The organism is Streptomyces sp. NPDC005017 (genome assembly GCF_042873115.1).
Lineage (GTDB): Bacteria > Actinomycetota > Actinomycetes > Streptomycetales > Streptomycetaceae > Streptomyces.
In genome coordinates this window covers 123,236-144,191 of the sequence record NZ_JBIALD010000015.1, presented here as the reverse complement: position 1 = coordinate 144,191, position 20,956 = coordinate 123,236, and the positions used below count along the sequence as shown (strand labels likewise).

Below are 20,956 nucleotides of genomic sequence, written 5' to 3'. Positions count from 1 at the left end.
TCGGTTGTGGTGGTGACTCGCGTGGAGGTTTGTGCTTTGATGTGTTCGGTTCTGTTGGAACCTTTGCCCCTGTGCGAAGCCTTGCCCTGTGTACGGATGGAGAGTCGCGGTGAAGAAGACCTCGACCCGGCTGGCCGACGGTCGTGAGCTGATCTACTACGACCTGAGGGACGACTCGGTGCGCGACGCGGTGGACCGCCGCCCGCTGGAGCCCACGGTCACCACTTCGGAGGTACGCCGCGACCCGCTGCTCGGCGACACCGTCGCGGTCGCCTCCCATCGGCAGGGCCGCACCTACCACCCGCCCGCCGGCGAATGCCCGCTCTGCCCCTCCCGGGGCGAACGCCTCAGCGAGATCCCCGACTCCGCCTACGACCTCGTCGTCTTCGAGAACCGCTTCCCCTCCCTCGCCGGGGACTCCGGCCGCTGCGAGGTGGTCTGCTTCACCTCCGAGCACACCGCGTCCTTCGCCTCCCTCACCGAGGAGCAGACACGCCTCGTCCTCGACGCCTGGACCGACCGCACCTTGGAGCTGTCCCATCTGCCCTCCGTGGAGCAGGTGTTCTGCTTCGAGAACCGGGGCGCCGAGATCGGTGTGACCCTGCAGCACCCCCACGGGCAGATCTACGGCTACCCCTTCACCACGCCCCGTACCGCCCTGATGCTGCGCCAGGCGGCCGCGCACAAGGAGGCCACCGGCGGCGAGAACCTCTTCGACGCCGTCCTGGAGCGTGAACTCGCCGGTGAGCGGGTCGTCCTGGAGGGTGAACACTGGGTCGCGTTCGTCCCCTACGCCGCCCACTGGCCCTACGAGGTCCACCTGTACCCGAGGCGCCGGGTGCCGGACCTGCTCGCCCTGGACGAGGCCGCTCGCACAGAGTTCCCCAAGGTCTATCTGGAACTCTTGCGGCGATTCGACCGTATCTTCGGCGAGGGTGCCTCCCCCACGCCCTACATCGCCGCCTGGCACCAGGCGCCGTTCGGGCCGCTGGAGGAGTTCGACGGCGTCAACCGCGACGACTTCGGACTGCACCTGGAGCTTTTCACCGTCCGAAGGACTTCCGGAAAGCTGAAGTTCCTCGCGGGTTCCGAATCCGGCATGAGCGTGTTCATCAACGACGTGCCGCCGGAACGCGCGGCCGAGCGACTGCGAGAGGTAGCGAGTTCATGAAGTACCTGGTGACGGGCGGGGCGGGTTACGTCGGCAGCGTGGTCGCCCAGCATCTGCTGGAGGCGGGCCACGAGGTCACCGTCCTCGACAACCTCTCCACCGGCTTCCGCGAGGGCGTTCCCGCGGGCGCCGCCTTCGTCGAGGGCGACATCCGCGACGCCGCCAAGTGGCTCGACGCCTCCTACGGGGCCGTGCTGCACTTCGCCGCCTCCTCACAGGTCGGCGAGTCCGTGGTGAGGCCGGAGAAGTACTGGGAGAACAACGTCGCCGGCACCATGGCGCTGCTGACCGCCATGCGCGAGGCGGGCGTGCGCAAGCTCGTCTTCTCCTCCACCGCCGCCACCTACGGCGAGCCCGAGCAGGTCCCGATCCCGGAGAGCGCCCCGACCCGCCCCACCAACCCCTACGGCGCCTCCAAGCTCGCCGTCGACCACATGATCACCGGCGAGGCGGCCGCCCACGGCCTCGGCGCGGTCTCCCTGCGCTACTTCAACGTCGCCGGCGCCTACGGGGACTGCGGCGAGCGCCACGACCCCGAGTCTCACCTGATCCCGCTCGTCCTCCAGGTCGCCCAGGGCCGCCGCGACGCCATCTCCGTCTACGGCGACGACTACCCGACCCCGGACGGCACCTGCGTCCGCGACTACATCCACGTCGCCGACCTCGCCGAGGCCCACCTCCTCGCCCTGACGGCCGCCACCGAGGGCGAGCACCTGATCTGCAACCTCGGCAACGGCGAGGGCTTCTCCGTGCGCCAGGTCGTAGAGACCGTCCGCCAGGTCACCGGCCGGCCCGTCCCCGAGGTCGTGGCCCCCCGCAGGGGCGGCGACCCGGCGGTCCTGGTCGCCGCCGCCGACACCGCCCGCGAGCGGCTCGGCTGGAACCCGTCCCGCCCGGATCTCGCCGGGATCGTCGCCGACGCCTGGCAGTTCGCACAGGCCATCGCAAGGGAGCGTTAAGTGGGGGCAGTTGAGGTCCGAGACGGCTTCGTCGCACTGTACGGAGCCACACCCGACGGCGTCTGGTCCGCGCCCGGCCGGGTCAACCTGATCGGCGAACACACCGACTACAACGACGGCTTCGTGATGCCCTTCGCGCTGCCCCACACCGCCGTCGCCGCCGTCTCCCGCCGCACCGACGGCGTCCTGCGCCTGCACTCGGCGGACATCGGCACCGGCGTCACCGAACTGCGCCTGGACGAACTGCAGCCGCTCGCCGACAAGGAGTGGACCGCGTACGCGGCCGGTGTGGTGTGGGCGCTGCGCGAGGCCGGGCACCCGGTCACCGGCGCCGACGTCCACCTCGCCTCCACCGTCCCCGCGGGCGCGGGCCTGTCCTCGTCGGCGGCCGTGGAGGTCGTCGTCGCCCTCGCGCTGAACGACCTGTTCGAACTGGGCCTCGCCCGGCCGCAGCTGGCCCGCCTGTGCCAGCGCGCGGAGAACTCCTACGTCGGCGCGCCCGTCGGCATCATGGACCAGACCGCGTCCGCCTGCTGCCAGGACGGCCACGCGCTGTTCCTCGACACCCGGGACCTGGCGCAGCAGCAGATCCCCTTCGACCTGGCCGCCGAGGGCATGCGCCTGCTGGTCGTCGACACCCGCGTCAAGCACGCCCACAACGAGGGCGAGTACGGCAAGCGCCGCGCGGGCTGCGAGCAGGGCGCCGCGCTGCTCGGCGTCGACGCCCTGCGCGACGTCCCCCACGACGGCCTCGACGAGGCCCTCGCCCGGCTCGACGACGAGGAGGTGCGCCGTCTGGTGCGCCATGTCGTCACCGAGGACCGGCGCGTGGAGCGCGTGGTGGCCCTGCTGGAGGCGGGCGACACCCGCGCCATCGGCCCCGTCCTCACCGAGGGCCATGCCTCGCTGCGCGACGACTTCCGGGTCTCCTGCCGCGAGCTGGACCTGGTCGTCGACACGGCGGTCGCCGCGGGCGCGCTCGGCGCCCGGATGACCGGCGGCGGCTTCGGCGGCTCGGCGATCGTGCTCGCCGAGGCGACGGACGTCGACGCGATCACCAAGGCCGTCGAAGAGGCCTTCGCGACGGCGGGCCTGACGGCCCCCCGGGTCTTCGAAGCGGTCCCCTCCCCGGGCGCCCACCGCCTCGACCCGGCCGCCTGACCACCCACCCCGCCCCGGGTGTCCGGGGCATCCGCACGGCCGTCCGCCCGGCCGCCGCCCGGTCTACGGTCCGCGCGATCCGGCCGTCGCGCCTACGGATGCCCCGCCCGGCCCGGCGGTCCGCCCGGCGCGGGTGTTTCGCCCGGTGTCCGCCGGGCCGGGGCCGTCCGTCCGGCAGACGGTGGCGCCGCCCGGCCGTCCGCGCGGACGGGCCGTCGCGCCCGCAGCTGTCCGCCCGGCCCGCCCGGCCCGGCGGTCCGTCCGGCGCGGGTGTTTCGCCCGGTGTCCGCCGGGGCGGGGCCGGCAGGCGATGGCGCCGCCCGGCCGTCCGGACGCCCCACCCCCGGGCGGCTGTCCCGGACGGCCGGGTCCCGGTCCGCCCGGAGGGCCCCCGTTCAGGCCAGCCGTTTGACCAGGGTGTACTCCGTGATCCCCGGCGGATAGTCGGGGATCACGCACACCACGTCGTAGCCCTGCTTGCGGTAGAACTCCGGCGCCTGGAAGTCCCAGGTCTCCAGCCGGGCGGCCCGGCAGCCGCGCCCCTCGCGCGCGAGGCGCTCCGCCTCCGCCAGCAGCCGGCCGCCGAGCCCCCCACCGCGGTGGCGCTCGTCGACCCACAGGTACGCCACGTGCAGCCAGGTCGTCCAGGTGTGACCGACCAGCCCTCCCGCCAGTTCGCCCCCCGCGTCCGACGCCCAGACGTGCAGGGGGTTCTCGCGTTCCTGCGGCGTGCCGCGCAGCGCGCGCAGGATCGGCGAGGCCGCCGTGTTGGTGTCGCGCAGACGTGAACGGAGCAGATCTCGCCGGGCCTTGTCGACTTCCGCCTCGATACGAAACATGCGGCACACCATAAACGCGTCCGGCGGCCAGTTCTGCAAATAGCCTTCCGCTGCCGTTCCCCGTCCGTACCCTGATGGACAGCACCGGTGGGGGCCGGTGCCGTTCAGGGGGCGAGACAGTCGGGTACGACGCCCGAAGTGGGGGTAGCTGTTTCCGCACGGCGGCGGCCGTGGCGGTACGACGCTCCGGGCGCCGTGCCCGTGCCTGTCACAAGTTTCTCCCGACCTTGGCATCCCCTGCTCGTGAGAGAGCTTGGGGAAGGGGGTTTCGTGGTACGCATCCGAGTCCTGGTCGTCGACGACCATCGCATCTTCGCCGAGTCGCTCGCCGCCGCCCTGGCCGCCGAGCCCGACGTCGACGTCTCCGCCGCGGGCAGCGGCCCCGCGGCGCTGCGCTGCCTGGAGCGCGCGGCCGCCGAGGGGCGCCGCTACGACGTCCTGCTCGTCGACGCCGACCTCGGCGGGGCCGTGCCCGGCATACGGCCGACGGTGCCCGTGCAGCCCGTAGCGTCCGTGCCGGACGCCGGCGAGGAGGGCACCGTCGACGGGATCTCGCTGGTCACGGGGGTGCGCGGCGCCCAGCCGGGTGTGCGCACGGTCGTGCTCGCCGAGAAGGACGACCCGCGGCGCGCGGCCCTCGCGCTCCAGGCCGGGGCGTCCGGCTGGGTCGCCAAGGACTGCTCGCTGTCGCGGCTGCTGACCGTCGTCCGGGGCGTGCTGCGCGACGAGACGCATCTGCCGCCCGCCCTGCTGACCGGGGTGCTGCGCGAGCTGACGGCCGCCCGCAGGCACCGCACCGAGAGCGAACGCCTGGTGGAGTCACTCACCCCGCGCGAACGCGAGGTGCTGCGCTGCATGGTCGCTGGGCTCGGCCGCAAGGCGGTCGCCGAACGGCTGTTCCTGAGCCCCCACACCGTACGCACCCATATGCAGAACGTCCTCGGCAAGCTGGGCGTCCACTCCACCCTCGCCGCGGTCGCGCTCGCCCGCAGGGCCGGGGTCGGCCCGGTCGACCTAACCGGGGATGTTGTCGAACGGGGCGGTCAGCTGGCGTAGCAGCGCGGCCAGTTCACCGCGCTGGGCACGGGAGAGCTCGGCGAGGATGGCCCGCTCCTGGTCGAGCAGTCCGGCCAGGGCCTGGTCGGCGCGGTCGCGGCCCTCGACGGTCAGCCGCACCAGCACACCGCGCCGGTCGCTGGGATCGGGCAGCCGCTCGACGAGGCCCTTCTTGGCGAGCCGGTCGATGCGGTTGGTCATCGTGCCGGAGGTGACCAGCGTCTGGGTCAGCAGCTGCCCGGGGGAGAGCTGGTACGGCGATCCCGCGCGCCTGAGCGCGGTCAGCACGTCGAACTCCCAGGGCTCCAGGCTGTGCTCGGAGAACGCCAGCCGGCGCGCCCGGTCCAGATGCCGGGCCAGCCGGCTCACCCGGCTGAGGACCTCAAGCGGTTCCACGTCGAGGTCCGGGCGCTCCCGGCGCCACGCCGCAACCAGCCGATCGACCTCGTCCTCCATGACGATCAGTGTAGTGGTTGTGTCGACGTGAAGTCTCTTGATGTAAAGTCTCTTGACGTCGAGATAACGCGGACGGAGAGTGGACCCATGACCACCCCCACCTGGAACCCCGTCCAGTACCTGCGCCACGCCGGCCCCCGCGCCCGCCCCTTCACCGACCTCCTCGCCCGCGTCCCCGCCCTCCCGGCAGAAGACCGCCCCCGCATCGCCGACCTCGGCTGCGGCCCCGGCAACGTCACCGCCCTGCTCGCCGAACGCTGGCCCGGCGCCCGCATCACCGGCTACGACAACTCCCCCGAGATGCTCGACAAGGCCCACACCGACCACGAAGGCCCCACCCCCGGCGGCGGCCACCTCGGCTTCACCCACGCCGACGTCCGCACCTGGTCACCCGCCGAGCCCCACGACCTGATCATCAGCAACGCCACACTCCAGTGGATCCCCGGCCACACCGAGCGCTTCGCCGACTGGATCGCGGCACTGAACCCCGGCGGCACCCTCGCCTTCCAGGTCCCCGGCAACTTCGACGCCCCCAGCCACCGCCTGATGCGCGACCTCGCCGCCCGGCACGGCGTCACCGACGCCCTCCGCCACGACGACGCCGTCCTCACCCCCGCCGCCTACCTGCGGCACCTGACCGCCCTGGGCTGCGAGGCCGACACCTGGGAGACGACGTACATCCATCTCCTGAAGGGCGAGGACCCCGTCCTCGACTGGGTCAAGGGCACCGGCCTGCGCCCCGTCCTCACCGCCCTCGCCGACCGGCCCGAGGCCCACGACGCCTTCCTGCGCGCCTACCGCCAGGCACTGCGCGAGGCGTATCCGGCGACGGAGCACGGGACGCCGTTCCCGTTCCGCCGCGTGTTCGCGGTGGCCCGTAAGGGAGGATGAGCCGGTCAGACGGCCCGGCCGAGGCGGGAGCCGAGGATGTGGATCACGTCGTCGATGACGTGGACGACGCGGTAACCGCCGACACGGAGGCGACGGACACCTCATTCAACTCTTGCGATGCCCGATCAAGCGCGGCTTCGCCTCCAGGCCGTCCAGCCCGTGCCACGCCAGATTCACCAGATGCGCCGCCACCTCGGACTTCTTCGGCCGCCGCACCTCCAGCCACCACTGCCCCGTCAACGCGACCATCCCCACCAGCGCCTGCGCGTACAACGGCGCCAGCTTCGGATCGAAACCACGGCTCTTGAACTCACGCCCCAAGATGTCCTCCACCTGCGTGGCGATGTCCGAGATCAACGACGCGAACGAACCCGTCGACTGCGGAATCGGCGAATCACGCACCAGGATCCGGAACCCGTCCGTGGACTCCTCGATGTAGTCCAGCAACGCGAACGCCGCCTGCTCCAGCAGCTCCCGCGGATGCCCGGCCGTCAACGAACCCGTCACCATGTCCAGCAGCCGCCGCATCTCACGGTCGACCACCACCGCGTACAAGCCCTCCTTCCCGCCGAAGTGCTCGTACACCACCGGCTTGGACACCCCGGCCTTCGCCGCGATCTCCTCCACCGACGTGCCCTCGAACCCCTTCGCCGCGAACAGGGTCCGCCCGATCTCCAGCAGCTGCTGGCGGCGCTCCGCACCGGTCATCCGGGTACGGCGCGTCCGCCGCGGCTTGTCATCGCTGATGCTGCTGGAGTCGGTCGCCACGGCGTCAATCATGCCGCCTCGACGGGCGCCTTCCGGCGCCGGGAACCACCCTCGTCGGGGTTGCGCCGCGAATCGATACGCGAGCGTGACGGCCAGCGCACGTCGTACGCCCACCCCGCCAGCTCGAACCACCGGATCAGCCGCGCACTCGAATCCACCTGCCCACGCATCACACCGTGCCGCGCCGACGTCGGGTCCGCGTGATGCAGGTTGTGCCACGACTCACCGCACGACAGCACCGCCAGCCACCACACATTGCCCGAACGGTCCCGAGACTTGAACGGCCGCTTGCCCACCGCGTGACAGATCGAGTTGATCGACCACGTCACGTGATGCAGCAACGCCACCCGCACCAGCGAACCCCAGAAGAACGCCGTGAACGCCCCCCACCACGACATCGTCACCAGACCACCGATCACCGGCGGCAACGCCAGCGACAGCATCGTCCACAGCACGAACTGCCGCGAGATCGCACGCAGCGCCGGATCCTTGATCAGATCCGGCGCGTACTTCTCCTGCGACGTCTGCTCCTCGTCGAACAACCAGCCGATGTGCGCCCACCACAGGCCCTTCACCAGCGCGGGCAGCGACTCGCCGTACCGCCACGGCGAATGCGGATCACCCTCCGCGTCGGAGAACTTGTGATGCTTGCGGTGATCGGCCACCCACCGCACCAGCGGACCCTCCACCGCCATCGACCCCGCGATCGCCAGCGCGATCCTCAAAGGCCGCTTCGCCTTGAACGAACCATGCGTGAAATGCCGGTGGAAACCGATCGTGATGCCATGACAGCCCAGATAGTAGAAAAACACCATCAGACCCAGATCCAGCCAGCTCACCCCCCATCCCCACGCCAGCGGCACCGCCGCCACCAGCGCAACGAACGGAACGGCGATGAACAGCAGCAGCGCGATCTGCTCGATCGAACGCTTCTGCTCCCCGCCGAGCGTCGCGGAGGGCACAGCACCGCCGGAAGCCTCCGGGGCCTCTTCGATCACATCGGAACTCGTGGTCATTGGGGCGTCCCCTGTGGGGTCGAGGGTCGTGAGAGCGGAAACCGCACGACCGGAACCGGTCAGGTGTTCCTACGGTTCCGTAACCTACGGCGTCGTAAGTATGGCAGCGCCCGGCCCGGCGGCAAGAGCCCCTGAACCTGCGCGTCCGCCCCGACACCTATCCTTGGAACCGGTCGGACAGCGCGGTCCGCTCTGAAACTCTTCCCGGAAGCACCGCCCGTATGCGGCACCCCGCCGCGCGCCGGTCACCCGGGTTCCCTCCCAGACGAGCTTCAACACTGCAAGGAGCCGCACCTGTGAGCAGTGCCGACGACCAGACTGAGCCCCAGGCGAACACCAGCACCGAGCTGCGCGCCGACATCCGCCGCCTGGGCGACCTCCTCGGCGAGACACTCGTCCGCCAAGAGGGCCCCGAGCTCCTAGAACTCGTCGAGAAGGTCCGCCGCCTCACCCGCGAGGACGGAGAAGCCGCCGCCGAACTGCTGCGCGGCACCGAACTGGAGACCGCCGCCAAGCTCGTACGCGCCTTCTCCACCTACTTCCACCTCGCCAACGTCACCGAACAGGTGCACCGAGGCCGCGAGCTGCGCGCCCGCCGGGCAGCCGAAGGCGGACTGCTCTCCCGCACCGCCGACCGCCTCAAGGACGCCGACCCCGAGCACCTGCGGCAGACCGTCGAGCACCTCAACGTCCGCCCCGTCTTCACGGCGCACCCCACCGAAGCCGCACGCCGGTCGGTCCTCAACAAGCTCCGGCGCATCGCCGCGCTCCTCGAGACCCCCGTCATCGACTCCGACCGCCGCCGCCACGACACCCGCCTGGCCGAGAACATCGACCTCGTCTGGCAGACCGACGAACTCCGCGTCGTCCGCCCCGAACCCGCCGACGAGGCCCGCAACGCCATCTACTACCTCGACGAACTCCACGCCAACGCCGTAGGCGACGTCCTCGAGGACCTCACCGCCGAACTCGAACGCGTCGGCGTCACCCTCCCCGACACCACCCGCCCCCTCACCTTCGGCACCTGGATCGGCGGCGACCGCGACGGCAACCCCAACGTCACCCCCCAGGTGACCTGGGACGTCCTCATCCTCCAGCACGAACACGGCATCAACGACGCCCTGGAGATGATCGACGAACTCCGCGGCTTCCTGTCGAACTCCATCCGCTACAGCGGCGCCACCGACGAACTCACCACCTCCCTCAAGACCGACCTCGAGAACCTCCCCGAGATCAGCCCCCGCTACAAGCGCCTCAACGCCGAGGAGCCCTACCGGCTCAAGGCCACCTGCATCCGCCAGAAGCTCGAGAACACCAAGCAGCGCCTCGCCAAGGGCACCCCCCACCAGGACGGCCGCGACTACCTCGGCACCGGCGAACTCCTCGCCGACCTCACCCTCATCCAGACCTCACTGCGCGCCCACCGCGGCGGACTCTTCGCCGACGGCCGCATGAACCGCACCATCCGCACCCTCGCCGCCTTCGGCCTCCAGCTCGCCACCATGGACGTCCGCGAACACGCCGACGCCCACCACCACGCCCTCGGCCAGCTCTTCGACCGCCTCGGCGAGGAGTCCTGGCGCTACACCGACATGCCCCGGGACTACCGCACCAAGCTCCTCGCCAAGGAACTGCGCTCCCGCCGCCCCCTCGCCCCCACCCCCGCACCCGTCGACGCGGCCGGCGAGAAGACCCTCGGCGTCTTCCAGACCGTCAAGAAGGCCCTGGAGGTCTTCGGGCCCGAGGTCGTCGAGTCCTACATCATCTCCATGTGCCAGGGCGCCGACGACGTCTTCGCCGCCACCGTCCTCGCCCGCGAGGCAGGCCTCCTCGACCTCCACGCCGGCTGGGCCAGGATCGGCATCGTGCCGCTGCTGGAGACCACCGACGAGCTCAAGGCAGCCGACACCATCCTCGAGGACATGCTCTCCGACCCGTCGTACCGCAGGCTCGTGGCCCTGCGGGGCGACGTCCAGGAGGTCATGCTCGGCTACTCCGACTCCTCCAAGTTCGGCGGCATCACCACCAGCCAGTGGGAGATCCACCGCGCCCAGCGCCGCCTGCGCGACGTCGCCCACCGCTACGGCGTCCGCCTGCGCCTCTTCCACGGCCGCGGCGGCACCGTCGGCCGCGGCGGCGGCCCCTCCCACGACGCCATCCTCGCCCAGCCCTGGGGCACCCTGGAGGGCGAGATCAAGGTCACCGAGCAGGGCGAGGTCATCTCCGACAAGTACCTCATCCCCTCCCTCGCCAGGGAGAACCTGGAACTGACGGTCGCCGCCACCCTCCAGGCCTCCGCCCTGCACACCGCACCGCGCCAGTCCGACGAGGCCCTCGCCCGCTGGGACGCCGCGATGGACGTCGTCTCCGACGCCGCCCACGCCGCCTACCGCGAACTCGTCGAGGACCCCGACCTGCCGACGTACTTCCTCGCCTCCACGCCGGTCGACCAGCTCGCCGACCTGCACCTGGGCTCCCGGCCCGCCCGCCGCCCCGGCTCGGGCGTCTCCCTCGACGGCCTGCGCGCCATCCCCTGGGTCTTCGGCTGGACCCAGTCCCGCCAGATCGTCCCCGGCTGGTTCGGCGTCGGCTCCGGCCTCAAGGCCCTGCGCGAAGCCGGACTCGACACCGTGCTCGAAGAGATGTACGGACAGTGGCACTTCTTCCGCAACTTCGTCTCCAACGTCGAGATGACCCTCGCGAAGACGGACCTGCGCATCGCCGGCCACTACGTCGACACCCTCGTCCCCGACGAGCTCCGCCACGTCTTCGACACCATCCGCGCCGAACACGAGCTGACCGTCGCCGAGGTCCTCAAGGTCACCGGCGAGGCCGAACTCCTCGACGCCCAGCCCGCCCTGCGCCAGACCTTCGCCATCCGCGACGCCTACCTCGACCCCATCAGCTACCTGCAGGTCGCCCTCCTCAAGCGTCAGCGCGACGCCGCCGAGGCAGGCGAGCAGCCCGACCCGCTGCTCTCCCGCGCCCTGCTGCTGACCGTCAACGGCGTCGCCGCCGGCCTGCGCAACACCGGCTGACCCCGCACCACCCGAAAGGGCGGCACCCACCAGGGTGCCGCCCTTCTCGTCTTCCCCCACGTCCCCCACGGCCGTCACACGGCCAGAAAAGCCGCCGTCAGCAGCACGAACCCCGAACCCGCCAGCACCCACGCCGCCCGCGTCCGCCGCAACCCGCCCGCCACCACCACCGACGCCAGCAGCAACGCACCCCCCAGCGGAACCCACGCGTACAACACCCCCGCCGGACCCGAACGCACCGCGCTCTCCCCGCCCGGCTTCACCACCACCGTGTACGTGCGCCCCTTCTCCACCGCCACCGTGTCCTCGACCTCGACACTCGCCCGCGCACGCGACCCCGGCGACAACGGCGCATACGGCCCCGAACAGGCCCGCTCACCACAACCCGTCACCTCGACCGTGCCACGCTCACGGCCCTTGGTCAGCATCACGTACTGGGCCGAACCCCAGGACGCCCACACACCCGCGACCAGGATCAGCACCGTGACCACACCCATGACGGCCACCCGGCCGAACCGGAGGGCGACGGTACCCGGCGCCGTCCCGGCCCCGTGCCGAGCAGAGACGGAAGCAGAAGGCATGGCCGCGATCCTTGGCCATGCCCACACACACCGTCAACCACGCCGAGGCACTTGTCAGGAGTTGTACGACCCCTGCGCCCGCTCCAGCCCCTCGATCACCAGACACTCCACCGCATCCGCCGCACGATCCACGAAGTAGCCCAGCTCCTTGCGCTCCGCCGACGCGAAATCCCTCAACACGAAATCCGCCACCTGCATCCGCCCCGGCGGACGCCCGATCCCGAACCGCACCCGGTGATAATCCGCCCCGAACGCCTTCGTCATCGACTTCAGCCCGTTGTGCCCGTTGTCCCCGCCACCCAGCTTCAACCGCAACGTGCCGTAGTCGATGTCCAGCTCGTCATGCACCGCCACGACATTCCCCAACGGCACCTTGTAGAAGTCCCGCAACGCGTTCACCGGACCACCCGACAGATTCATGAACGACATCGGCTTCACCAGCACCACCCGGCGACCCGACGGCCCCGGCGGACCGATCCGCCCCTCCACCACCTGCGCCTGCGCCTTGCCGGCCCGCTTGAACTTCCCCCCCAACCGCTCGGCCAGCAGATCCACCACCATGAACCCCACGTTGTGCCGGTTCATCGCGTACTCGGGTCCGGGATTGCCCAGCCCGGCGATCAGCCAGGGGGCACTCGGGTCGGTCGTCACGTCCACGTCTCCTTCGAATACGCCTCGAACACACGCCAGCCGCCGCTCCCCGACAGGAAGCAGCGGCTGACAAAAACGACGCCAGGCGTCAGGCTCAGGCCTCCTCGGCCACAGCCTCCGCACCCTCGGCGGCCTCGCCCTCCGGGGCCTCCTCCGCCTGCGCGGCCAGCACCTGAAGGACCACCGCGTCCTCCTCGACCGCCAGCGTGGTGCCCTTCGGCAGCGTGATGTTCTTGGCCAGGACCGAGGCACCGGCCTCAAGACCCTCCACCGACACCGACACCGACTCCGGGATGTGCGTGGCCTCGGCCTCGACCGGCAGCGCGTTCAGCACGTGCTCCAGCAGGTTGCCACCCGCCGCCAGCTCGCCCTCGGCCACGACCGGAACCTCGACCGTGACCTTCTCGCCACGCTTGACCAGCAGCAGGTCGACGTGCTCCAGGAAGCCCTTCAGCGGGTCACGCTGCACGGCCTTCGGGATCGCCAGCTCCTGCGTCTTGCCGTCGATGTCCAGCGAGATCAGGACGTTCGGCGTACGCAGCGCCAGCAGCAGCTCGTGACCCGGCAGGGTCAGGTGCTTCGGGTCCGTGCCGTGACCGTACAGAACGACGGGCACCTTGCTCTCACGACGGATGCGGCGCGCGGCACCCTTGCCGAACTCGGTACGGGACTCGGCGGCGAGCTTGACCTCGGACATGTTCACTCCTCGCAGAAGGTGGAAAGCGGACGTGGTCACCCGGCCACGAACGGCCTGCTACGAAGAGCGCGTCGATAACGGACAGCCGCACACAGAAGTGCGGCCTCCCTCGCCGAGCAACTCCAGCAGTCTACTCGGCAGAAAGGCCGCACCCAAAAGGATCACCGGCCCCCGTCACCAGGAGCCCCGAAAAACCCTTACTGCTCGTCGAACAGGCTCGTCACCGAACCGTCCTCGAACACCTCACGCACCGCACTCGCGATCGTCGGAGCGATCGACAGCACCGTCAGCTTGTCCAGATCACGGCTCAGCTCACCCGGCGTCGGCAGCGTGTTCGTGAACACGAACTCACTCACCCGCGAGTTCTTCAGCCGGTCCGCCGCCGGACCCGACAGCACACCGTGCGTCGCCGTCACGATGACATCCTCCGCACCGTGCGCGAACAACGCGTCCGCCGCCGCACAGATCGTGCCACCCGTGTCGATCATGTCGTCCACCAGCACACACACCCGGCCACGAACCTCACCGACCACCTCATGCACGGTCACCTGGTTCGCCACGTCCTTGTCACGCCGCTTGTGCACGATCGCCAGCGGCGCACCCAGCCGGTCGCACCAACGGTCCGCCACCCGCACACGACCCGCGTCCGGCGACACCACCGTCAGCTTCTCCCGGTCCACCTTCTCGCCCACGTAGTCCGCCAGCAGCGGCAGCGCGAACAGGTGATCCACCGGACCGTCGAAGAACCCCTGGATCTGATCCGTGTGCAGATCGATCGCCAGAATGCGGTCCGCACCCGCCGTCTTCATCAGATCCGCGATCAGACGCGCCGAGATCGGTTCACGACCCCGGTGCTTCTTGTCCTGCCGCGCGTAACCGTAGAACGGCACGATGACCGTGATCGACCGCGCCGACGCACGCTTCAGGGCGTCGATCATGATCAACTGCTCCATGACCCACTTGTTGATCGGAGCCGTGTGGCTCTGGATCAGGAAGCAGTCCGCACCACGCGCCGACTCCTGGTAGCGAACGTAGATCTCACCATTGGCGAAGTCGAAGGCCTTCGTCGGGACGACCCCGACACCCAGCTGGTGGGCGACCTCCTCGGCAAGCTCGGGGTGGGCGCGGCCGGAGAAGAACATCAACTTCTTCTCGCCGGTCGTCTTGATCCCGGTCACAGCACTGTCTCCTCAGAGGTGTCGCAGCTGGGTGTCGAGCAGACCTCGCCACTGGGCGTGAGAGGCCGTCTCAGCTGGGGGTGTGCGGGTATGCACCTATCACGGTACGCCGTGTCCGGCGTGCCTGTTTCCGGTCAGCCCTCGCCGCCCGGCTCCCGGGAAGCCGCCTCGGCCGCCTTCGCCGCCGCGCTCCCCGGACGCTTACGAGCCACCCAGCCCTCGATATTCCGCTGCTGACCACGGGCCACGGCCAGCGAACCGGGCGGCACGTCCTTCGTGATGACGGACCCCGCCGCCGTGTAGGCACCGTCCCCGACCGTGACCGGTGCCACAAACATGTTGTCGGAACCGGTGCGGCAGTGCGACCCGATGGTCGTGTGATGCTTGTCCTGCCCGTCGTAGTTCACGAACACGCTCGCGGCACCGATGTTCGAGTACTCACCGATCGTCGCGTCACCCACGTACGACAGATGAGGAATCTTCGTCCCCTCGCCGATCGAGGAGTTCTTCGTCTCCACGAACGTGCCGATCTTGCCCTTGGCGCCCAGCCGCGTCCCCGGACGCAGATACGCGAACGGCCCCACCGACGCACCCGGACCCACCACGGAGCTCGTCGCCACCGTGTTGTCCACCCGGGCCCCCGCACCCACACGCGTGTCCACCAGCCGGCAGTTCGGCCCGACCTCCGCGCCCTCGGCGACATGCGTCGCGCCCTGCAGCTGCGTACCCGGGTGCACCACGGCGTCCTGCTCGAACGTCACGGTCACGTCCACCCAGGTGGTCGCCGGGTCGACGACGGTCACACCGGCCAGCATCGCCCGCGTGAGCAGCCGGTCGTTGAGGATGCGACGCGCCTCCGAGAGCTGCACACGGTTGTTGATCCCCGCGATCTCCCGGTGGTCCCCGGCCACGGAGGCACCGACACGGTGGCCCGCCTCACGCAGGATCCCCAGCACGTCCGTGAGGTACTCCTCACCCTGGCTGTTGTCCGTGCGGACCTGCTTGAGGGCCTCGGCCAGCAGCCGGCCGTCGAACGCGAACACCCCCGAGTTGATCTCCCGGATCTCCCGGACCGTCTCGCTCGCGTCCTTGTGCTCGACGATCGCCGTCACGGCACCGCTGTCGTCCCGCACGATCCGGCCGTAGCCGGTCGCGTCCGGCACCTCGGCGGTCAGCACGGTGACGGCGTTGCCGTCGGCCGAGTGCGTGCCGGCCAGGGCGCGCAGCGTCTCACCGGTCAGCAGCGGGGTGTCGCCGCACACGACGACCACGGTCCCCTCCAGGGGGCCGCCCAGCTCCTCCAGGCCCATCCGCACCGCGTGCCCGGTGCCGTTCTGCTCCGCCTGCACGGCCGTACGCACGTCGGGCGCGACCTCGGCCAGATGCGCGGTCACCTTCTCCCGCGCGTGACCGACGACCACGACCAGGTTCTCGGGGTTCAGCTCACCGGCCGCCGCCAGCACATGGCCGACCAGACTGCGGCCACAGATGTCATGCAGGACCTTCGGTGTGGCCGACTTCATACGGGTGCCCTCACCCGCTGCGAGAACGACGACGGCTGCCGGGCGAATGGCGCTCACGGGATGCCCTTCGGCTGTTGGGGGGAGGGGTGACCTCCGCAGGATACCGGGGCGGGGGTGGGGAGAAATGAGCGCGGGCCCTGACGGAACTGTCTCCAGTCAGGACCCGAACCTGCAGCTGCTCCCGGGGGAGGACTCGAACCCCCATGATCAGAACCAAAATCTGACGTCTTGCCCTTAGACGACCCGGGATAGCCCTTATGTCCGGTTTGGTAGATCGTCCGGACGGACAGCCCCTACTATGCCGTACCAGGCGCCTTCGATGCGACGGTACAACTCGGCTCCTTGCAGCACATTGACCACCAGGCAGCCCCGGTAGTCCTCGCCCACGTTCTTGCGGACCGTCCTGGGGTTGTGCTTCTTGACCGTCGTCTTCTGGAGCTCGGTGATGTCGACGCCGACCGTGTCGGCCCAGTACTGCTCGGCGGCCTCGATGTCCCCCGTCTCGTGGATCATGAGTCGAAAGCGCAGAAGATCCCGGTGCACGCCGAGCTGGTCCAGCCATGCGATGAAGACCTGGATCATGTCCGGGTCACTATTGACGAACTGGACCTTCTCGCGCCTGGCGTACGGCTTGTCCTTCGAGCCCTCGGCCCAGTAGAGCCCGACACCCAGCAGAAAGAGCTCCCGGTCGGTCAGTGTGCCGATCTCGCCTGCTGCCGTCAGTTTCGTCTTCTGGCGCTCCATGTCCCGCATGGCCAGTTCGTGCTCCCAACGCTTGCGGGCCGCCAGCTTCGCCTGTTCCGACGGGTCGCGGCGTTCCGGCTTCGGCAGATCCCGCACCCACAGCGAGATCGAGCCCTTCGAGCACCCCAGCTCCATCTCGATCTGGTCGTAGGTCCAGCCCTGGAGGCGTAGCTCTCGGGCCTTCGCACGGAGGCCGTCCTTCGCTCGCGGGCGTTTCGTCCATTCCGGCGGCGGCTCTCCCTTCACCAGCTGGTTGAGGAGGTCGTTGTTGTAGACCTTCAGCTCGTCGCGGATCTGGCGGAGGCTGTGGCCTGATCGGCGTAGGGCTACTGCCTGGTCCCGGAGGGACTCGAAGTCGGCGTGTTTGCCGTTGGAATGTGCCATGGGCATACCGTCCGGGCGGAATGGAGGGTTCCGGGGTCGAACGGGGGGTGATTCAACAGTTCGAGGGATACCTGTCGGTTTCGTGGTTATTCGATTACGGGGTGTGGTGTAGGCCAGTCGTCGAAACTCTCCGGAAAAGGGAGGGGTCGCGACCGTAGGCTGGTCGCATGACCACGACGGGGGAAGAGCATGCCGCGGCCCGGCAGGGGCCGTGGTGGTGGGTCAGGTGGCGCAGTGCCCTGCTGGACGGGTCGCTGGCGTTGGTGTCGGCGGTGGAGTGCGGGGTCAGGGGCGTCGGGTTCGCGTCGGACGCCGGGATTCCGGTGGCGGTGGGGGTCGTGTTCGGCGTGCTCGCCGGGTCGGTCCTGCTGGTGCGGCGCCGGTGGCCGATCGCCGTGGTGCTGGTGTCGATCGCGGTGGCGCCGGCGGAGATGGGCTACCTCATGGGCGTGGTGGGTCTGTACACCCTCGCCGCGTCGGAGCTGCCGCGGCGGATCATCGCCTCGCTGGCGGGGATGTCGCTGCTGGGGATGTTCGTGGTGACGTTCGTGCAGGCGCGCCGGCTGTCGGACTCCGAGGTGCGGCTGGGCGAGTGGGCGGTGCCGTTCATCGCGGTGACGATGTCGGTGGGGATGACGGCGCCGCCGTTGCTGCTGGGGCTGTACGTGGGGGCGCGGCGGCGGCTGATGGAGAGCCTGCGGGAGCGGGCGGACAGTCTTGAGCGGGAGTTGCAGCTGCTGGCCGAGCGGGCCGAGGAGCGGGCGGAGTGGGCGCGGGGCGAGGAGCGGACGCGGATCGCGCGGGAGATGCATGACGTGGTCGCGCACCGGGTGAGTCTGATGGTGGTGCATGCGGCTGCGTTGCAGGCGGTGGCCCGTAAGGATCCGGAGAAGGCGGTGAAGAACGCGGCGCTGGTGGGGGACATGGGCCGGCAGGCGTTGACGGAGCTGCGGGAGATGCTGGGCGTGCTGCGCAGTGGTGAGGGCGTGCGGGCGCGTGAGGTGCCGTTGGTGGCGGTGGCGGTGGCCGCGTCGAGGGCGGCGGACGAGGCGGTGGAGGGGCCTTGTCTGGAGGAGCTGGAGGAGTTGGTGGGGCAGTCGGCGGCTGCGGGGATGGTGGTCGCGCTGTCGGTGGAGGGTGAGGTGCGGGGGTATGCGCCGGAGATCGAGCAGACGGCGTATCGGGTGGTGCAGGAGGCGCTGACGAACGTGCACAAGCACGCGGGCGGCGCGAGGACGTATGTGCGGTTGGCGCATCGGGTGTCGGAGATCGCGATGCAGGTGGAGAACGAGCCGCCGCCGGAGGTGGCGTCGTCGGCGTTGTTGCCGTCGGGTGGGAACGGTCTGGTGGGGATGCGGGAGCGGGTGGTGGCGCTCGGAGGGGTGTTCGTGTCGGGGCCTACGGACGCGGGTGGTTTCCGGGTGTCGGCGGTGATTCCGGCGTCGTAGGGCCGGGGTGTGGCCGGTCAGCCGGTGGTGAGGCGGGTGGGCTGGATTCCGGTGACGAGGGTGTTGAGGGCCTGGTCGATGTCGGGGCCGAGGTACCAGTCGCCGGTGTGGTCGAGGGCGTAGACGCGGCCCTGGGTGTCGATGGCGATGAGGGTGTCGGTGCCGGGTTCGGCGCCGAGGGGGCTGATGTCGGTGTCGAGGGCGCGGCCGAGGTCGCCGAGGGTGCGGGCGAGGTGGAGTCCGTGCAGGGGGTCGATGTGGAGTGCGGCGGGGGCTATCTGGCGGCCGGGGCCGGTGGGGGTGAGGTGGAGGCCGCCGAATTCGGCCCACGCTTCGACGGCGGCGGGGAAGACGGCGTGGCGGTGGCCCGCTGGTGAGGTGTGGTCGCGGAGGGTGTCGGCCCAGGTTTCGGCCTGTTTGATGTCCCAGCGTCCGGGGTGCCAGCCGGCGGTGCGCAGGGCGGCGTCGACGGGGACGGGGAAGCGTGTGGTGGAGGTGCGGTCGGGGTGCATCTGTCCACTGTTCGGTGTGTGGGGGCGGGTGCGGGTTTTGCGGGTGTGCTAGTCGGCCGGGGTGGCGGGGTCGACGATGCGGACGCCGAAATGGGCGCTGAGCGCGGTGCAGGCCTGGCAGGGGGTGGCGAAGCCGCCGTGGAGGGGGTCGCCGTCCTCGCGGATGCGGCGGGTGGTGAGTTTGGCCTGCCGGAGGGCTTTGCGGGCTTCTCCGTTGGTCATGGGTTTGCGGGCGGCGCGTTTGCTGCGTTCGGTGTCGGCCGCGGTGATGTGGCGTGAGATGAGGATGGTCTCGGCGCAGCGGCCGGTGAAGCGGTCGCGTCGGTCGCTGGTGAGGGTGTCGAGGAAGTCCTGGACGAGGGGGTGGAGCGGGGGTGGGGTGTCGCCGCGGGCGGCGGTGCCGGTGAGGGTGGCGCCGCGGACGGAGAGGGCGGCGGCGACGGTGGGGAGGATGCCGTCGCGGCGTTGGAGGAGGGTCGGGGTGTGGGGGGTTTCTGTGTGGCTCCAGCCGACGCGGGGGTCGCCGTTGGTGGCTGTGTGTGGTCCCGTCTGTGTCGCGTTCATGATCGCCATCCCCTCCCGAGCATCCCCCCGAAAGGTCCAGACTGCCAAACGGCGTGCCTGGTGCGGAAGCTGGGGCGGTGCGACACGCGGGGGTTTGGGCTGGCTGTCACGGCGGGGTGACGGCTGGTCACGGAAGTGGAGGCCCGGTGACCGGCGGAGGTGTACCGCATAGGCTGTCGGTGCCGCGACAGGTGCGGTCGACGCGTTGGTGTCAGCGGTCAGCGTGTCGGAGACAGTCGGATACGGACCGTGGTGGGCAGGGTCGGCGTCGGGTCGGCGGCCGCGGGGTCGTACAGAGTGCCGCAGGGGGCAACCGTCATGACGACAGGTCGGCTTGGGCAGCAGGCCGCGCCGCCGAACGCGGCCTACGCCGGGCAGGTCGTGCATTTCCCGGATCCGGTGCGGGCGTCCCGTCATCCGGCGGGGGTGCGGGTGGACGAGCGCGGTTATCCCGACTTCTCTCCTTATGCACGTGCGGCGGCGGAGATCGCCGATCCGCCGGAGGGTTTCGGTGTCGACGAGTTGCGGCTGACGGACTATGTGTCGGCGAACGCGGCGTTGTCGGCGTCGGGTCATGTGTTGTGGGACACGTTGCCGGCGGTGGCGACGCCGCACGGGTGGACGTGGCATCACGTGGCGGGTTCGCGGCGGCTGGAGCTGGTTCCGGTCGAGGTGAAGGCGTTGTTGCGGCATCACGGTGGTGTGGCGACGGCGGCGGTGGACCAGGGCAAGCGGGGGACGCGGCCGTTGCAGGAGACGCGTCCGGCGCATTTCGGGCTGCCGAGGTCGGGTGTGGCGGTGACGGAGCAGCAGGTGCTGCAGGTCGAGGAGGACCTGGGGTACCGGTTGCCGGGTGCGTACCGGTCGTTCCTGAAGGCGGCGGGTGGTTGTGCGCCGGTGGGGACGGCTCTGGATCCGGAGTCGGGGCTGTTGCTGGACCAGCCGTTCTTCACGGTGCGGGACGAGGCGGCGGTCAATGACCTGGTGTATGTGAACAAGTGTCTGCGTGATCATCTGACGAAGGACTATCTGGGTGTCTCTTTCGTGCAGGGTGGTCTGCTGGCGGTGAAGGTGAAGGGCGAGCGGGTCGGTTCGGTGTGGTTCTGCGCGTTCGACGACGCTCGTGACGTGGATCCGTCGTGGCCGCCGGCGGAGCGGGTGGAACGGTTGTTGATGCCGTGCGGTGAGGACTTCGACGTGTTCCTGTCCCGGTTGGCGGGTTCGCCGCCGGAGTTGGAGACGGTGGCGAATCTGATGGTGGACGGCGGTTTCGCGCGGTCCGTGCCGGTCTCGGGCACTGCGGGGGAGTGAGCTTCGCG

Annotated in this window: 20 protein-coding genes and 1 tRNA gene; 8 read left to right on the top strand and 13 right to left on the bottom strand. The window is 70.2% G+C overall.

Annotated elements, in window-relative coordinates; translation table 11 throughout:
- The first annotated feature begins 109 nt into the window (after positions 1 to 109).
- The 3 genes from galT to galK are packed head-to-tail and all read left to right on the top strand — an operon-like array spanning position 110 to position 3,291.
- A complete protein-coding gene (galT, locus tag ACFYR0_RS23290; RefSeq protein WP_389331179.1) occupies positions 110 to 1,171 on the top strand; it encodes a galactose-1-phosphate uridylyltransferase in 1,062 nt (353 codons plus the stop codon).
- The gene (gene galE / locus ACFYR0_RS23285) at positions 1,168 to 2,130 is read left to right on the top strand and encodes a UDP-glucose 4-epimerase GalE (RefSeq protein WP_389331176.1); all 963 of its coding nucleotides are present in this window, start codon (positions 1,168 to 1,170) and stop codon (positions 2,128 to 2,130) included. The genes galT and galE overlap by 4 nt, the downstream gene beginning before the upstream one ends.
- Positions 2,131 to 3,291 carry a galactokinase gene (galK, locus tag ACFYR0_RS23280; protein ID WP_389331171.1) on the top strand — a complete coding sequence of 387 codons (1,161 nt, stop codon included), beginning with the start codon at positions 2,131 to 2,133 and terminating at the stop codon, positions 3,289 to 3,291. It abuts the gene before it with no gap.
- A gap of 395 nt (positions 3,292 to 3,686) precedes the next feature.
- Here the strand turns inward: galK and ACFYR0_RS23275 are convergent, their stop codons facing one another.
- Positions 3,687 to 4,142, bottom strand: coding sequence for a GNAT family N-acetyltransferase (locus ACFYR0_RS23275; protein WP_389331365.1), 456 nt, complete (start codon positions 4,140 to 4,142; stop codon positions 3,687 to 3,689).
- Between the two features lie 258 nt (positions 4,143 to 4,400).
- Between ACFYR0_RS23275 and ACFYR0_RS23270 the strand changes: the two genes are divergently transcribed.
- Positions 4,401 to 5,186: a LuxR C-terminal-related transcriptional regulator gene (locus ACFYR0_RS23270; protein ID WP_389331169.1), complete on the top strand. Its 786-nt coding sequence runs from the start codon at positions 4,401 to 4,403 to the stop codon at positions 5,184 to 5,186.
- Here ACFYR0_RS23270 and tamR read toward each other — a convergent pair.
- Positions 5,145 to 5,642: a MarR family transcriptional regulator TamR gene (gene tamR / locus ACFYR0_RS23265; RefSeq protein WP_386379045.1), complete on the bottom strand. Its 498-nt coding sequence runs from the start codon at positions 5,640 to 5,642 to the stop codon at positions 5,145 to 5,147. The genes ACFYR0_RS23270 and tamR overlap by 42 nt on opposite strands.
- 87 nt (positions 5,643 to 5,729) lie before the next feature.
- Between tamR and ACFYR0_RS23260 the strand changes: the two genes are divergently transcribed.
- A complete protein-coding gene (locus tag ACFYR0_RS23260; protein WP_389331166.1) occupies positions 5,730 to 6,533 on the top strand; it encodes a trans-aconitate 2-methyltransferase in 804 nt (267 codons plus the stop codon).
- 105 nt (positions 6,534 to 6,638) lie between these two features.
- Here the strand turns inward: ACFYR0_RS23260 and ACFYR0_RS23255 are convergent, their stop codons facing one another.
- A complete protein-coding gene (locus ACFYR0_RS23255) occupies positions 6,639 to 7,313 on the bottom strand; it encodes a TetR family transcriptional regulator (RefSeq protein WP_389331163.1) in 675 nt (224 codons plus the stop codon).
- On the bottom strand, positions 7,310 to 8,317 hold the full coding sequence (locus ACFYR0_RS23250) for an acyl-CoA desaturase (protein WP_389331160.1): 1,008 nt from the start codon (positions 8,315 to 8,317) through the stop codon (positions 7,310 to 7,312). The genes ACFYR0_RS23255 and ACFYR0_RS23250 overlap by 4 nt, the downstream gene beginning before the upstream one ends.
- 296 nt (positions 8,318 to 8,613) lie before the next feature.
- On the opposite strand from ACFYR0_RS23250, the gene ppc reads away from it, so the two are divergent.
- Positions 8,614 to 11,355 (top strand): phosphoenolpyruvate carboxylase, encoded by a 2,742-nt coding sequence (ppc, locus tag ACFYR0_RS23245; RefSeq protein ID WP_389331157.1) that lies wholly within the window; start codon positions 8,614 to 8,616, stop codon positions 11,353 to 11,355.
- 74 nt (positions 11,356 to 11,429) lie between these two features.
- On the opposite strand, the gene ACFYR0_RS23240 is transcribed toward ppc, so the two are convergent.
- The 7 genes from ACFYR0_RS23240 to ACFYR0_RS23210 form a co-directional block, all read right to left on the bottom strand.
- Positions 11,430 to 11,936, bottom strand: a complete 507-nt coding sequence (locus tag ACFYR0_RS23240) for a hypothetical protein (RefSeq protein WP_389331154.1) — start codon at positions 11,934 to 11,936, stop codon at positions 11,430 to 11,432.
- A gap of 54 nt (positions 11,937 to 11,990) precedes the next feature.
- Positions 11,991 to 12,593, bottom strand: a complete 603-nt coding sequence (gene pth / locus ACFYR0_RS23235; RefSeq protein WP_389331151.1) for an aminoacyl-tRNA hydrolase — start codon at positions 12,591 to 12,593, stop codon at positions 11,991 to 11,993.
- A gap of 88 nt (positions 12,594 to 12,681) precedes the next feature.
- Positions 12,682 to 13,284: a 50S ribosomal protein L25/general stress protein Ctc gene (locus ACFYR0_RS23230; RefSeq protein WP_389331148.1), complete on the bottom strand. Its 603-nt coding sequence runs from the start codon at positions 13,282 to 13,284 to the stop codon at positions 12,682 to 12,684.
- A 197-nt stretch (positions 13,285 to 13,481) separates the two neighbouring features.
- Positions 13,482 to 14,462: a ribose-phosphate diphosphokinase gene (locus ACFYR0_RS23225; protein ID WP_389331145.1), complete on the bottom strand. Its 981-nt coding sequence runs from the start codon at positions 14,460 to 14,462 to the stop codon at positions 13,482 to 13,484.
- 134 nt (positions 14,463 to 14,596) lie between these two features.
- On the bottom strand, positions 14,597 to 16,042 hold the full coding sequence (glmU, locus tag ACFYR0_RS23220) for a bifunctional UDP-N-acetylglucosamine diphosphorylase/glucosamine-1-phosphate N-acetyltransferase GlmU (RefSeq protein WP_389331142.1): 1,446 nt from the start codon (positions 16,040 to 16,042) through the stop codon (positions 14,597 to 14,599).
- Positions 16,043 to 16,163: 121 nt separating this feature from the next.
- Positions 16,164 to 16,234: transfer RNA gene (locus tag ACFYR0_RS23215), tRNA-Gln, on the bottom strand.
- Between the two features lie 6 nt (positions 16,235 to 16,240).
- Complete coding sequence (locus tag ACFYR0_RS23210) at positions 16,241 to 17,113, bottom strand: hypothetical protein (RefSeq protein WP_389331139.1); 873 nt, start codon at positions 17,111 to 17,113, stop codon at positions 16,241 to 16,243.
- Between the two features lie 167 nt (positions 17,114 to 17,280).
- On the opposite strand from ACFYR0_RS23210, the gene ACFYR0_RS23205 reads away from it, so the two are divergent.
- Positions 17,281 to 18,561, top strand: coding sequence for a sensor histidine kinase (locus tag ACFYR0_RS23205; RefSeq protein ID WP_389331137.1), 1,281 nt, complete (start codon positions 17,281 to 17,283; stop codon positions 18,559 to 18,561).
- 17 nt (positions 18,562 to 18,578) lie between these two features.
- On the opposite strand, the gene ACFYR0_RS23200 is transcribed toward ACFYR0_RS23205, so the two are convergent.
- Positions 18,579 to 19,073, bottom strand: coding sequence for an SUKH-3 domain-containing protein (locus ACFYR0_RS23200; RefSeq protein ID WP_389331134.1), 495 nt, complete (start codon positions 19,071 to 19,073; stop codon positions 18,579 to 18,581).
- Between the two features lie 48 nt (positions 19,074 to 19,121).
- Positions 19,122 to 19,646, bottom strand: coding sequence for a YwqJ-related putative deaminase (locus tag ACFYR0_RS23195; protein ID WP_389331131.1), 525 nt, complete (start codon positions 19,644 to 19,646; stop codon positions 19,122 to 19,124).
- 309 nt (positions 19,647 to 19,955) lie between these two features.
- Between ACFYR0_RS23195 and ACFYR0_RS23190 the strand changes: the two genes are divergently transcribed.
- Complete coding sequence (locus tag ACFYR0_RS23190) at positions 19,956 to 20,948, top strand: SMI1/KNR4 family protein (RefSeq protein ID WP_389331127.1); 993 nt, start codon at positions 19,956 to 19,958, stop codon at positions 20,946 to 20,948.
- Positions 20,949 to 20,956: the final 8 nt, after the last annotated feature.

Bases quoted from the DNA above. Each gene is read 5' to 3' on its own strand.
- ACFYR0_RS23200 (WP_389331134.1), bottom strand. From the start codon at position 19,073: ATGCACCCCGACCGCACCTCCACCACACGCTTCCCCGTCCCCGTCGAC.
- ACFYR0_RS23275 (WP_389331365.1), bottom strand. From the start codon at position 4,142: ATGGTGTGCCGCATGTTTCGTATCGAGGCGGAAGTCGACAAGGCCCGG.
- ACFYR0_RS23195 (WP_389331131.1), bottom strand. From the start codon at position 19,646: ATGGCGATCATGAACGCGACACAGACGGGACCACACACAGCCACCAAC.
- ACFYR0_RS23230 (WP_389331148.1), bottom strand. From the start codon at position 13,284: ATGTCCGAGGTCAAGCTCGCCGCCGAGTCCCGTACCGAGTTCGGCAAG.
- ACFYR0_RS23190 (WP_389331127.1), top strand. From the start codon at position 19,956: ATGACGACAGGTCGGCTTGGGCAGCAGGCCGCGCCGCCGAACGCGGCC.
- ACFYR0_RS23205 (WP_389331137.1), top strand. From the start codon at position 17,281: ATGACCACGACGGGGGAAGAGCATGCCGCGGCCCGGCAGGGGCCGTGG.
- ACFYR0_RS23210 (WP_389331139.1), bottom strand. From the start codon at position 17,113: ATGGCACATTCCAACGGCAAACACGCCGACTTCGAGTCCCTCCGGGAC.
- ACFYR0_RS23240 (WP_389331154.1), bottom strand. From the start codon at position 11,936: ATGCCTTCTGCTTCCGTCTCTGCTCGGCACGGGGCCGGGACGGCGCCG.
- ACFYR0_RS23255 (WP_389331163.1), bottom strand. From the start codon at position 7,313: ATGATTGACGCCGTGGCGACCGACTCCAGCAGCATCAGCGATGACAAG.
- galE (WP_389331176.1), top strand. From the start codon at position 1,168: ATGAAGTACCTGGTGACGGGCGGGGCGGGTTACGTCGGCAGCGTGGTC.
- ACFYR0_RS23250 (WP_389331160.1), bottom strand. From the start codon at position 8,317: ATGACCACGAGTTCCGATGTGATCGAAGAGGCCCCGGAGGCTTCCGGC.
- ACFYR0_RS23260 (WP_389331166.1), top strand. From the start codon at position 5,730: ATGACCACCCCCACCTGGAACCCCGTCCAGTACCTGCGCCACGCCGGC.
- tamR (WP_386379045.1), bottom strand. From the start codon at position 5,642: ATGGAGGACGAGGTCGATCGGCTGGTTGCGGCGTGGCGCCGGGAGCGC.